Here is a 13353-nt window from a genome sequence, read left to right as displayed (position 1 = left end):
GTTTAATCGCTTTTAAAGGGAAGTGACGAGAGTAGATTAATTCACTGATAATAAATAATTAGTCATATTTCAGCACTTAGAACCTACCCTTTTCATCTTCTATACCTGTATCCTTACTTCGCTCTTTTTTGATATCTTTTCTGCCAAAATTATAAATCAAGTTAAATTGGACCTGTCTGCTACCACCCTCCATTTTTACATCACCAGACTGAGTAGTGCCTCGCCACGATGACGTATAAAGGATAACAATAAACCCTTGTTTTGTAGAAAGTTTCTCGTCAAAAAAACACTTCTGGAATGCCATATTTAAACCCCTAATACTTTTAGTTTTAAAAGTTCTATTCCAAAAGGAAAGAGAACTATACCAAGCTGAAAATTCAGCATTAAAACTTTTGACAATTTTAAAGGTGTTTTGCGCAAACATACTTAATGTATTTTGTTCAGTTGAAAGAAAGTCCTCTTTTGTTGCCTCATAGATACTTCTAAACGCGTTTACGGGTGGAAAACATGTACTAAAATACCTACCCCTTCCAATCATTTTTAATTTTATTATTAAAAATATTTATTCGTCTATTTTTTTGCATAGATTTGCACTGTATTAGAAAAACAATGAAAAATATAACTATAATTTCTTCAATTATTAGTGCAATTGTGATTATCGCATCTGCAGAGGGAAAGCTATAGATATATTTTTAATAAAAATATAAAAAAGCCTCCCGAGAAATCAGGAGGCTTTTTTATTTATCCAAAATCAATAAATGAAAACCAGTGCCATCATTAGTATCATTATTATTTGCCCATCTGGGTGAGTCAGGCTGGTATTGTCCAATTTTAAGCCTTTCTCATTCATTTGAGAAAGGCTTTTTTTATTTGATGAAGTAGCAATTACATCAATGTGTTTCATGTACCACCACAGGTTGTGGAACCGATAATTAATTTTAATAGAATAATAAATGAACTCAATAAAAACAACAGGTGCACAAGCGGTAATGAAATCGTTAGTAGCGGAGCAAGTGGATACTATATTTGGATATCCTGGAGGAGCGATTATGCCCATTTATGATGCTTTGTACGATTATGTGAGTACTATAAATCACGTCTTGGTGCGTCACGAACAAGGTGCTATTCACGCAGCTCAGGGCTACGCCAGAACTTCCAAAAAGACAGGTGTGGTGTTTGCAACTTCGGGCCCGGGTGCTACTAATTTAATAACTGGGCTGGCTGACGCCTTAATTGATTCAACCCCATTGGTTTGCATTACCGGACAAGTGGCTTCCCATCTTTTAGGTAGCGATGCTTTTCAGGAAACGGATGTGGTAGGAATTTCCATGCCTATAACAAAGTGGAATTGTCAAGTTACCAAGGCAGAAGAAATTCCTGCTGCCATAGCAAAAGCATTTTATATTGCACGATCCGGTCGGCCAGGTCCTGTGTTGGTCGACATAACCAAGGATGCACAATTTGGGGTAATGGAGTTTCAGTATGAAAAACGTACCCGTATCCGAAGTTATCGAGCGAAACCCAAGATAAGTAAAACAAACGTTGAAGCAGCAGCATTATTAATCAATAATGCCCAAAAGCCGTTCTTATTAATTGGTCAGGGAATTATGTTATCCAATGCAGAAAAGGACTTATTAAGATTTGTTGAAAAATCTGGAGTTCCTGTTGCATCAACATTGTTAGGATTAGGTGCATTCCCAAATAATCATCCACAATATGTTGGATTTTTAGGAATGCATGGTGATTATGCACCCAATATTAAAACAAATGAATGCGATGTGCTTATTGCCATAGGGATGCGTTTCGATGACAGAGTTACAGGTGATGTTTCTAGGTACGCCAAGCAAGCTAAGGTTGTGCATATTGATATTGATGCCTCTGAATTGAATAAAATTATCCATGCAGATGTTGCTGTTCATGCCGATGCGAAAGAAGCCTTGTCAATATTATCTGAACTGGTACAAGAGAAACAACATACTGCTTGGTTGCAGGAATTTAAAGACGCTAAAAAAGTTGAAGTTGAAACCTTACAAGTAAGCGCGAAGGAATTACACTCCGAAGAGATCAAAATGGACGAAGTCATCAAAATACTTTCAGATATAACTAATGGAGAAGCGGTTGTAGTGACAGATGTTGGCCAACATCAGATGATGACTGCGCGCTATTATCAATACAACAAAACAAAAAGCAATGTTACATCTGGAGGCTTGGGTACTATGGGATTTGCACTTCCCGCAGCTATTGGAGCAAAATTTGGCGCTCCAGAAAAACCTGTGGTAGCAATCATTGGAGATGGAGGTTTTCAGATGACGTTGCAAGAATTGGGGACTATTTTACAAAGTAAAGTAGATGTGAAAATTATCATTTTGAATAATAGATTTCTCGGAATGGTGCGTCAATGGCAACAAATGTTCTTTGAAAAACGCTATTCCTTTACTGAAATGATAAGTCCCGATTTCGTAGCTCTTGCCAAAGCTTATAGTATTGAAGCCTCGAAATTTGAAGCAAGAACAGATTTAAAAGAAACCTTAGTAAAAATGCTGAACCATAAGGGATCTTACTTATTGGAAATCATGGTTGCAAAAGAGGAAAATGTTTTCCCAATGATACCCACCGGAGCATCCGTATCAGAAGTACGTTTAAACTAATTGAAAATGGAAAAAACATATACAGTATCGGTCTTTACAGAAAACAGCATCGGGATGATGAATCGCATTACTATCATTTTTACGCGCAGACATTTAAATATTGATAGTATCACAGCGTCGGAATCGGAAATAAAAGGAGTTTTTCGATATACTATCGTATTAAGAACTAGTAGAGAGCAAGTAGATAAAGTAGTTGGACAACTGGAAAAATTAATTGATGTTTTTAAAGCCTTTGTACACGAAGACTCTGAAATAGTGCATCAGGAAATTGCATTGTATAAGATTAGAACGGAAACCTTGACCAATGGTGATGTAGAAAAAGTGATACGGGAACATCACGCAAGAATCCTTACGGTGGATCCTAAATTTATGGTCATCGAAAAAACAGGACACGTTGAAGAAACACAATTGCTATTTGAAAACTTACAGCCCTACGGGGTGCTAGAATTTGTACGCTCGGGAAGAGTAGCGGTAACAAAACCTATGAAGGAATTAAGTGCCTATTTAGAAGAATTATAAAATCTAAATAACGATTAATAACAACAAAGTATAAACAATTAATACTAAGAATTATGGCAACCATAAATTTTGAGGGAGTATTGGAGATGGGGTTTCTAGATAAAGTATATCAAGCAAAAGAGCGAATAAAAAACGTTGCGATACATACACCATTGATGAAAAATGAAAACCTGAGCGAAGAATTTGCTGCTGAGGTTTGGTTAAAACGAGAGGATTTACAGCCTGTTCGCTCCTACAAGCTAAGAGGTGCATACAATAAAATTTTTTCCCTTTCAGATGTCGATAAAAATAAACAAGTTGTTTGTGCCAGTGCCGGTAATCATGCCCAAGGCGTTGCTTATGCCTGTTTTAAGCTCAATATAAAGGCAACTATATTTATGCCGGCTACTACACCTCCACAAAAAATAAAACAAGTAAACCTCTTTGGCAAAGATAAAGTTGAGGTGGTTTTAAAAGGAGATACATTTGATGAAGCATTTCAACACGCAAGGAAGTATTGTGAGGAACAATCCGCAACCTTCATTCACCCATTTGATGATGAAAAAGTAATTGCCGGACAAGGAACTTTAGCATTAGAATTATTGGATGATCAACAAACATCGATAGATTATTTGTTTGTCCCCATTGGCGGTGGTGGTTTAGCGGCGGGTGTATGCACGGTATTTAAACAACTAAGTCCACATACCAAAATAATTGGAGTGGAACCTGCCGGTGCCGCATCAATGGATACCTCCATAAGAAATGGGGTTAATACCTCATTGGAAAATGTCAATAAATTTATAGATGGAGCGGCAGTAAAGCGTGTTGGTACTCTAACCTATGAAATATGTAAGAATTATTTGACCGACATTATTCTGGTTCCTGAGGGTAAAGTGTGCACAACCATTCTGCGATTGTATAATGAGGAAGCCATAGTGGTAGAGCCTGCCGGAGCATTAACCATTGCCGCACTTGATTTTTACAAAGAAAAAATAAAAGGAAAAAATATAGTATGCGTTGTTAGCGGAGGGAATAATGATATTTCCAGAACCGAAGAAATAAAAGAGAGATCATTGTTATATGAAGGATTGAAGCATTATTTTATTATCAACTTCCCGCAACGCCCCAGTGCGCTAAAAGAATTTGTGAATTCGGTTTTGGGCCCCGATGATGACATAACCTATTTTCAATTTTCTAAAACGAATAATCGTGAAAGTGGCCCTGCAGTAGTGGGAATTGAATTGAAAAACCACAATGATTTTCCTAAGATTGAAGAACAATTAAAATATAGAAAATACAATTATCAATACTTGAATGAGAATGAAGATTTGTTTACACTCCTTATTTAATACCTAAAATTAAAAGTATTCTGTTTTAACACAACGCAAGAAATTATGCGGAAAATGACAATGTTTTAAAATGTAAAATGAAGATATGTGTTTAGCTTGAATGGATGTTTAGGAATTAGGGCATATATAAAATAGGATAGGCACTTATATAAATTGCACGAGTAGGACGCCTGTCTGCTGGCATAGGCAGGCTCGCTCCAGCTGGCAGTCCTAAATCTACACCCTAATCTCCCTGTTTCTTGTTTGTAACAAGTCTAAATAAGCTTACCTTTGTGGATTAAATAAAAACAAAAATAATGAGTAATAGCTTAAAATTTGGTTTTATACTGATCCTGATGACTTTTTTCGTGGCATGTGGGGATTCTACAAATTCCACGGAAGTGGTCAATGTCTATACGCACCGACATTATAAGGCCGATGACGAACTTTTTTTCAAATTTGCGGAAGAGACCGGTATTAAGGTCAATATTGTAAACGCCAGTGCTGATGAACTTATCCAACGATTGGAAACGGAAGGGAAAGATTCCAATGCAGATATTCTGATTACCGTGGATGCGGGCAGACTTTATCGCGCTCAGTCAAAAGATCTATTGCAGCCCATCCGTTCTAAGATCCTAGAGGCCAATATTGGGCCTAAGTTTCGGGAGAAAGAGGGGTACTGGTACGGGCTTACCTACAGGGCAAGGATTATTGCCTATGCCAAAGACAGGGTGAATCCAGAGGATATTAAAACTTATGAAGATCTGGCAGATCCAAAATGGAACGGTAAAGTAGTAATCCGTTCTTCCGAGAATGTTTATAACCAATCTTTGATGGCTTCTATAATTTTGGCCGATGGCGAAGAAAAGGCCAAGGAGTGGGCAGAAGGGGTAGTCGAAAATATGGCTAGAAATCCAAAGGGCAGCGATCGTGACCAAGTAAAGGCAGTGGCTTCCGGAGAGGGAGATATAGCAGTGGTAAACACTTATTATATTGGACTGATGTTGAACGATGAGAACGTGGAAGAGCGCAAGGCCGGAGAGAGTGTAGGGATTATTTTCCCGAACCAGGACGGAAGAGGTACCCATATTAACGTTAGCGGGATAGGGGTGACCAAATATGCACCAAATAAGGACAATGCCGTTAAGCTTATGGAGTTCCTTTCAGGAGAAAAAGCTCAGCAAACCTTGGCAAACTTAAACTACGAATACCCAATTAATCCGAAGGCCGCTAAGGCTTCCATTTTAAAGACCTGGGGTGATTTTAAAGCAGATTCCGTGGAGCTCTATAAACTTGGGGAATACAATAGCAAGGCCGTTATGATTTTTGATGAGGCTGGCTGGAAATAATAGGGAAAAGGGATTAAGATCTAGGGAAGTGGGTTTGTTTCTTGTTTGTATTGATATAGACCTGCCTTGATTTTTATCTAAAAGTATTAAATGTTTTGGTTTTCTAATAGAAGCCCAAAACAATGATTCACATAATTAAATGGCAAAAAGAACCACCTATTGGTGGAATAAGTGGACGGGAGGGGCAATTGTAATATTGCTTCTAGTACTGACCCCAATCTTCACTATTCTGATCAAGCTCTTCGATAAGCCCGGAGAGCATTGGGGGCATATTGCGTCTAATTTATTGCCCTCTTATTTCATCAATTCCTTTCTTTTATTGCTCGGGGTAGGCGTCTTTACTTTTCTTATCGGGGTGAGTATGGCGTGGTTGGTCTCTGTGTACGATTTTCCCGGACGTAAGTATTTTGAGTGGCTTTTAATTCTTCCCCTTGCTTTTCCTTCCTATATGATGGGTTATAGTTATGTGGGAATATTGGAATATACTGGACCAATACAGGCGTTTTTTCGCAATAACTTCGATATACATTTTAAAGGGGCCATCATCGATATCATGAATATGCCGGGGGCCATTTTTATTCTTTCTATAAGTCTGTTCCCCTACGTTTATGTAATTTGTAGGGCATCTTTTATGCGCCAATCCAGTGCCATGCAAGAGGCGGCCTTTCTTTTGGGCAGCAATCGGATGCAGATGTTCGCAAAGATTGCCCTTCCTATGGCCAGACCGGCAGTAGCGGGAGGAATAGCCTTGGTGGGTATGGAAGTTTTAAATGATTACGGTACGGTGAAATACTTTGGGGTAGATACTTTTACCTCCGGGATCTTTAGGGCCTGGTTTTCTTTTGGGGACATTAATACCGCTATTTATCTCTCCGCAATTTTGACCGTAATAGTTTTAGTGCTGATCTGGTTGGAGAATATCCAAAGAGGGCGTCGGAATTGGAATGCTGGCAGTGCTGGTACCAAGCCGGCAATTAGGATCATGCCTAGACGTAAAAGTACACGATGGTTGTATACAGTCCTGTGCATGGTAGTTTTACTGATTAGCTTTATTTTTCCACTGTCACAACTTTTTTATTGGGTATCCCTTACCTGGCGCAATGTGGTGGACTCTGAATTCGGTATCTTAATTTTCAGAAGTTTCTCCCTAGCAATCGGTTCCGCGGTGGCCATTGCCGTTATTTCCATATTTCTATTGTATGCCACCCGACTAAGTCCCCTGAGATGGACTAAACATATTGCGCGTACCGCTTCCTTGGGCTATGCTATCCCTGGTGCGGTTATTGCAGTTGGAGTTATGATCCCGATGATGGGCCTAGATCGGAAAATTAACTGGGCAATATCACATGAGCTAGGGATGATTTTATCGGGAACATTGTTTATCTTGGTGGTGGCGTATATTGTTCGGTTTATGGCGGTAGGTTATAACGCTATTGACGCAGGTTTTCAGAAAACTGGGGCCTCGGTAAATGAGGTGGCACGATCCTTGGGCGCTTCACCCCTAAGGACCTTGTGGAAAATAGATTTACCTTTGATAAAGAACAGTATTGCAGGAGCGGTGTTATTGGCCTTTGTAGATATATTAAAGGAACTCCCGCTGACCTTGATTTTGAGACCATTCAACTTCCATACCCTAGCGACCAAAGCTTTTGATATGGCGACCAATGAGATGATAGCAGAATCGGCAAACGCTTCCCTGGTGGTGGTGTTAACGGGAGTGATACCTATTATAGTGCTGAATAATATGATTAGTAGAAAGGAATGATAGGAGGAGAAGGAGGGACAATAGCTTTTGATGAAAGACGATACGAAGGAACAGCTGCTTTCTTATCGGAAGACAAAAGCAGATAAAACGAATGAAAATGGCGATTATTGAATTAAATAATATTAGTAAACGATATCAGAACGCCGACACCTATGCGGTGGATGAGGTGTCTTTTTCATTGGAGAAAGGGGAGATATTGGCGCTTGTTGGAGAAAGCGGTTCGGGGAAAACAACCTTATTGCGGTTGATTGCAGGACTGGAGCATCCCAATTCGGGAACTATTCAACTGAGTGGAGAAATTATTGTGAGCGGTCGTAAATCCTTACCCGCCAATAAGCGAAAAACGGGGATGGTTTTTCAAGATTATGCCTTGTTCCCACACCTGACCATTTTTGAAAATGTTGCATTTGGATTAAAAGGTCTCAAAAAAAAGGAGGCCGAGCAACGGGTTTATGAAACTATTAATCTGACCGGTTTAAAGGAGGATGTAAAAAAATACCCCCATCAACTTTCTGGGGGTCAGCAGCAACGAGTTGCATTGGCTAGGGCACTTGCGCCAAGACCAGAACTGTTGTTGATGGATGAGCCATTTAGTAATTTAGATACTATTCTGCGCGATCAAGTACGTGAGGAAGTGCGACAGATAATCAAAGCCATGGGTATCACCGCCATCTTGGTGACACACGATACTAAGGATGCCTTCTCTACGGCCGATAAAATTGCGGTAATGCTGAACGGGAAATTATTGCAGATAGATACCCCGGATGCTTTATATAACGACCCTAACTCTTCCTATGTAGCGGAGCTGTTCGGGAAATCGAACAACGTGGTGGCTACCGTTGCGCCAGGAGGATTTAAAACTCCCTTTGGTTTTGTGTCGGGACCAAAGAATTGTCCGCTATCGGTAAATAGAGATAAGGTGAATTTGTTTTTTAGGGCCGAGGAAACCGATTTTTGCAACGCAGAGGAGCCACACCTCTGTGGGATGGTAGAACAGTGTATGTACCTGGGCGATCATATGCAGTTAAAAGTATGCTGTAACCGATGTACTAGTTGTGCCAACGATTGCGAGGGCACCACAATGGACGATACGCAGCGTATTTTGCTGAGGTCTTCAGTACAATCTTGGAAGCCTGGGGATATAGTGCGGTTTAAACTCAAGAATTTTAAGGTCAAAGAAACCGAATCCTAATACCCATTTTAAGTTGAGCCCTGTTAGTCTAGTTTTTAGATACAGCAGCACATCTCATTCCCTCCCCCTGCATGAGCTTCATGGAACCCGTGGCCGTTGCGTATTGACGCCGGTAATGTTCCTGTCATTTTTTTCTACGACATAAGTCTTGGTTAATTTATCCTATAAATTTTGATTTTTATCATCCCAAAGAACCCAAATAATGGGAAGAACATTGTGGAAAAAAATAATAAACGCCAAAAAGTTATTGATATATTACATACCTTTGTAGGATTATGAAATCATTTTTCCATAAAATGTTATCTGTAGCTATGGCGACCCTAGTGTTATTTACCACTATGTCGTTCGCACTGGATATGCATTATTGTGGAGAGACTTTGGTTGATTTTTCTTTGGCCCAAAATACCCATACCTGCGGGATGGAGATATCACAATCTGAAAATGATTGCGAAAGTGAGGTTCCCGAACAATCCTGTTGTACAGATAAACAAATAATTGTCGAGGGTCTGGATAATCTTAAACTTTCATTTGATAAATTATCTTTCGAGCAACAAACTTTCGTTGCTACTTTTTTCTACTCGTATATAAATCTTTTTGAGGATCTGGACAAAAATACCATTCCGTTCAGGGATTATAAACCTCCATACCTCATACAGGATATACAAAAACTTCACGAGACCTATTTAATTTGATTTTAAACAGTTTCCGGTCCGATAACTAATCGGATTGGAAAAATTGCCCTGTGGTTCCTGCCATTTTGGGCTTATTTCGTTGTCCTTAATTTTCTGATGTTATCAGGATCTTATTCAATGTTTAACTGTTTAACAATTGATTCAAATGCTAAATAAAAGCATCAAATTTCTCATAGAGAATAAACTTATTGCCGTATTACTACTTGTTTTGTTTGTAGGGTGGGGAGTCATAAATGCGCCCTTTGATTGGAATACAGGTCCATTGCCACGTAACCCTGTAGCCGTAGATGCCATCCCTGATATTGGTGAAAACCAACAAATTGTATTTACGAAATGGGATGGCCGTTCTCCACAAGATATTGAGGACCAAATTACCTATCCGTTAACCACATCGCTTTTAGGAATTCCAGGAGTTAAGACCATACGTAGTTCATCTATGTTCGGTTTTTCAAGTATCTACATCATTTTTGAAGAGGATATCGAATTCTACTGGAGCCGAAGCCGAATACTGGAGAAGTTAAATTCACTCCCAGCAGGACTACTACCTGATGCAGTGAATCCGGCACTAGGACCGGATGCTACTGGACTTGGCCAAATATATTGGTACACGCTCGAAGGCCGGGATGAAAACGGAAACGTAACAGGTGGCTGGGATTTACATGAATTGAGAAGTATCCAAGATTTCTACGTGAAATATGCACTGTCTTCGGCAAGCGGTGTATCTGAAGTGGCCTCTATTGGGGGTTACGTTTTGGAATACCAAGTGGATGTCAACCCAGAGTTGATGAAACAGTACAAAATCGGATTAGATGATGTTGTAAAAGCAGTTAAACAAAGTAATAAGGATGTAGGTGCCCAAACCATAGAAATTAATCAGGCGGAATATTTGATACGTGGTTTGGGCTATGTTAAATCCATTGCCGACCTGGAAAATGCTGTGGTGACATCAGAAAATTTCACCTCTATACGCTTAAAGGACATTGCAAAAGTTTCTCATGGACCCGCTACAAGAAGAGGAATTTTAGATAAAGAAGGGGCAGAAGTTGTAGGTGGTGTTGTGGTGGCGCGTTATGGTGCCAACCCAATGGAGGTCATTAATAACGTTAAGGAGAAAATAAAGGAGCTGAGCTCAGGCCTTCCCTCTAAAGTTTTGAGTGATGGCAGGACTTCCCAGCTTACCGTGGTTCCCTTTTATGACAGAACGGAGCTCATTCAAGAAACATTGGGAACGTTGGACGAGGCACTGTCATTGGAGATTTTAATCACCATTTTCGTAATCATTATAATGGTATTCAATTTAAGGGCTTCGGTGTTAATATCCGGTCTCTTACCAGTAGCTGTATTGATGGTTTTTATTTCCATGAAACTGTTTAATGTAGATGCCAATATTGTTGCGCTATCCGGTATTGCAATTGCTATTGGTACCATGGTTGATGTGGGTGTTATTCTTACGGAAAATGTGCTGCGGCATATCGATGAAAACGACGATGATGTACCCATGAATACCGTTGTGTACAATGCAACTTCCGAAGTTTCAGGGGCTATATTGACAGCGGTAATGACCACTATTATAAGTTTCATTCCAGTGTTCACTATGATCGGTGCTGAAGGTAAATTATTTAGGCCGTTGGCATTTACTAAAACAGCAGCCCTAACCGCATCCCTGATCGTGGCCTTATTTTTAATACCCCCGTTTGCAGCCTATTTGTTTAAAAAGCGCAGCTTAAAGACTTCCTTTCGTTATATGCTTAATGGAGCAATGATAATCGTAGGTGTGTTGGCTGTTATTTTTGGATACCCTCTTGGATTAATATTAGTGGCATTTGGTGTAGTAGGCTTCCTATCGTTAAAGGAAAAGATTACCCCAAAACGTGCCAATGACGTTAACATATTTGTGTCTGCCCTTGCCATTATATTTTTATTGGCAGAATATTGGAGGCCCTTGGGAGTAGATCGAAGCTTCTTTATAAATTTAATTTTCGTAGGTCTCATCTGTTTTGGTCTTCTTGGAGTGTTTACACTTTTTAGAAACTATTATGTGCGAATTTTAAATTGGGCATTGCGCAATAAATTGTTATTTCTTTCCGTACCCACAGCCATAGTAATTTTTGGTGTGTTGATTATGCGTAATACCGGTAAGGAATTTATGCCATCCCTGAATGAAGGCTCTTTTCTGTTGATGCCGACTTCCATGCCGCATTCTGGCGTTGAAGAAAATAAACGGGTATTGCAACAATTGGATATGGCAGTAGCTAGCCTTCCTGAGATTGAAACTGTTGTTGGTAAATCCGGTCGTACGGAATCGGCATTGGATCCAGCACCCTTGTCGATGTATGAAAACATAATCCAATACAAATCAGAATACATTCAAAATGAGAAAAGGAAAAGACAGCGATTTAAAGTAAATGAAGATGGATTATTTGTTCTCAAGGATGGAAGTTTGGTTTCAAATCCAAATAACGAAATAGGGGAGGAGAATGCTAATTACGATACATCTAAATTAAAGGACCCATTTTCTGTGGGCAGTTCACAACTTATTCCAGATGATGATGGGGAATACTTTAGAAACTGGCGGCCAGAGATAAAATCCCCAGATGATATTTGGAAGGAAATTGTTAGAGTCACAAAGCTTCCCGGGGTTACCTCGGCGCCTAAATTACAACCTATTGAAACACGATTGGTGATGTTGCAAACAGGGATGCGGGCTCCTATGGGTATTAAGGTGAAAGGGCAAGATTTAAAGGAGATAGAAGCCTTTGGACTGCAGTTGGAGGACATATTAAAACAATCTGAAGGTGTTAAGAATGAAGCGGTCTTTGCTGATCGTATTGTAGGGAAACCTTATCTGTTGTTGGATATTGACAGAGACCGACTTGCCCGATATGGAATTACCGTAGAGCAGGTGCAACAAGTCATACAAGTGTCCATTGGAGGAATGGTGCTTACACAAACGGTAGAAGGTAGGGAGCGTTATGGTATTCGAGTTCGCTATCCAAGGGAATTGCGCGCAAACCCAAATGATCTGAAGGATATTTATGTTCCCGTAGAAAAGGGAAGTCCGGTCCCCTTAAGTGAGCTTGTTACTATTAGATATGAGCAAGGGCCGCAAGTCATAAAGAGTGAGGATACTTTCCTGGTGGGGTACGTTCTTTTTGATAAAATTGATGGTTTTGCCGAAGTAGATGTGGTGGAGAATGCGCAAGCGCTTATCCAGGGAAAAATCGATTCAGGAGAACTGATTGTGCCTAAAGGGATCAACTATCAGTTTACGGGAACCTATGAAAATCAATTACGAGCGGAGAAAACCTTATCGCTTGTGGTGCCTTTGGCCTTGGCAATCATCTTCTTGATCTTGTATTTCCAATTCCGATCGGTAGCCACATCCTTAATGGTTTTTACAGGGATAGCAGTTGCCTTTGCAGGAGGATTTTTGATGATCTGGTTTTACGGGCAGGACTGGTTCCTAAACTTTAACTTCTTTGGAGAGAATTTACGGGACTTATTTCAAATGCACACCATTAATTTAAGTGTCGCCGTTTGGGTTGGTTTTATTGCTTTGTTCGGTATTGCAACAGATGATGGTGTGGTAATGGCAACCTACCTGACCCAAACCTTTGATAGAAATACGCCCGAAACAAAACAGGAAATAAGAGCCTCTGTAGTTGAGGCTGGAGAAAAACGTATTCGTCCTTGTTTAATGACCACGGCAACAACCATATTGGCACTATTACCGGTTTTAACGTCCACAGGACGTGGAAGTGATATTATGATTCCTATGGCAATTCCAAGTTTTGGAGGTATGCTTATAGCATTGATGACCCTATTTGTGGTTCCGGTATTGTATAGCTGGAGAGAAGAATTAAAAGTGAAAAATTAAAAGT

The 13353-nt window shown here is 39.9% G+C and carries 9 protein-coding genes; 8 read left to right on the top strand and 1 reads right to left on the bottom strand.

What is annotated here, in order from left to right:
* Positions 1-76: 76 nt before the first annotated feature.
* Positions 77-538: an outer membrane beta-barrel protein gene (locus KCTC52924_RS02765; RefSeq protein WP_251808953.1), complete on the bottom strand. Its 462-nt coding sequence runs from the start codon at positions 536-538 to the stop codon at positions 77-79.
* Positions 539-953: 415 nt separating this feature from the next.
* Here KCTC52924_RS02765 and ilvB point away from each other — a divergent pair, with 415 nt between their 5' ends.
* From ilvB to KCTC52924_RS02725, 8 genes are all read left to right on the top strand, one after another.
* Entirely contained in the window at positions 954-2648 is a 1695-nt protein-coding gene (gene ilvB / locus KCTC52924_RS02760; RefSeq protein WP_251808955.1) for a biosynthetic-type acetolactate synthase large subunit, read from the top strand.
* Positions 2649-2654: 6 nt separating this feature from the next.
* Positions 2655-3167 carry an acetolactate synthase small subunit gene (ilvN, locus tag KCTC52924_RS02755; protein ID WP_251808956.1) on the top strand — a complete coding sequence of 171 codons (513 nt, stop codon included), beginning with the start codon at positions 2655-2657 and terminating at the stop codon, positions 3165-3167.
* A gap of 86 nt (positions 3168-3253) precedes the next feature.
* Entirely contained in the window at positions 3254-4495 is a 1242-nt protein-coding gene (ilvA, locus tag KCTC52924_RS02750) for a threonine ammonia-lyase IlvA (RefSeq protein ID WP_251808966.1), read from the top strand.
* Between the two features lie 296 nt (positions 4496-4791).
* Complete coding sequence (locus tag KCTC52924_RS02745; protein WP_251808957.1) at positions 4792-5823, top strand: Fe(3+) ABC transporter substrate-binding protein; 1032 nt, start codon at positions 4792-4794, stop codon at positions 5821-5823.
* A 139-nt stretch (positions 5824-5962) separates the two neighbouring features.
* Positions 5963-7588: an iron ABC transporter permease gene (locus tag KCTC52924_RS02740; protein ID WP_251808958.1), complete on the top strand. Its 1626-nt coding sequence runs from the start codon at positions 5963-5965 to the stop codon at positions 7586-7588.
* Positions 7589-7685: 97 nt separating this feature from the next.
* On the top strand, positions 7686-8780 hold the full coding sequence (locus KCTC52924_RS02735; RefSeq protein ID WP_251808959.1) for an ABC transporter ATP-binding protein: 1095 nt from the start codon (positions 7686-7688) through the stop codon (positions 8778-8780).
* Between the two features lie 275 nt (positions 8781-9055).
* Positions 9056-9472 carry an HYC_CC_PP family protein gene (locus KCTC52924_RS02730; RefSeq protein ID WP_251808960.1) on the top strand — a complete coding sequence of 139 codons (417 nt, stop codon included), beginning with the start codon at positions 9056-9058 and terminating at the stop codon, positions 9470-9472.
* 145 nt (positions 9473-9617) lie between these two features.
* The gene (locus tag KCTC52924_RS02725; RefSeq protein ID WP_370671502.1) at positions 9618-13349 is read left to right on the top strand and encodes an efflux RND transporter permease subunit; all 3732 of its coding nucleotides are present in this window, start codon (positions 9618-9620) and stop codon (positions 13347-13349) included.
* Positions 13350-13353: the final 4 nt, after the last annotated feature.

It is taken from the genome of Arenibacter antarcticus (assembly GCF_041320605.1).
GTDB classification, from domain to species: Bacteria; Bacteroidota; Bacteroidia; order Flavobacteriales; family Flavobacteriaceae; genus Arenibacter; species Arenibacter antarcticus.
This window is presented reverse-complemented; position numbering and strand designations above follow the sequence as displayed.

Bases quoted from the DNA above. Each gene is read 5' to 3' on its own strand.
- KCTC52924_RS02765 (WP_251808953.1), bottom strand. From the start codon at position 538: ATGATTGGAAGGGGTAGGTATTTTAGTACATGTTTTCCACCCGTAAAC.
- KCTC52924_RS02740 (WP_251808958.1), top strand. From the start codon at position 5,963: ATGGCAAAAAGAACCACCTATTGGTGGAATAAGTGGACGGGAGGGGCA.
- KCTC52924_RS02745 (WP_251808957.1), top strand. From the start codon at position 4,792: ATGAGTAATAGCTTAAAATTTGGTTTTATACTGATCCTGATGACTTTT.
- ilvN (WP_251808956.1), top strand. From the start codon at position 2,655: ATGGAAAAAACATATACAGTATCGGTCTTTACAGAAAACAGCATCGGG.
- ilvA (WP_251808966.1), top strand. From the start codon at position 3,254: ATGGGGTTTCTAGATAAAGTATATCAAGCAAAAGAGCGAATAAAAAAC.
- KCTC52924_RS02735 (WP_251808959.1), top strand. From the start codon at position 7,686: ATGGCGATTATTGAATTAAATAATATTAGTAAACGATATCAGAACGCC.
- ilvB (WP_251808955.1), top strand. From the start codon at position 954: ATGAACTCAATAAAAACAACAGGTGCACAAGCGGTAATGAAATCGTTA.
- KCTC52924_RS02725 (WP_370671502.1), top strand. From the start codon at position 9,618: ATGCTAAATAAAAGCATCAAATTTCTCATAGAGAATAAACTTATTGCC.
- KCTC52924_RS02730 (WP_251808960.1), top strand. From the start codon at position 9,056: ATGAAATCATTTTTCCATAAAATGTTATCTGTAGCTATGGCGACCCTA.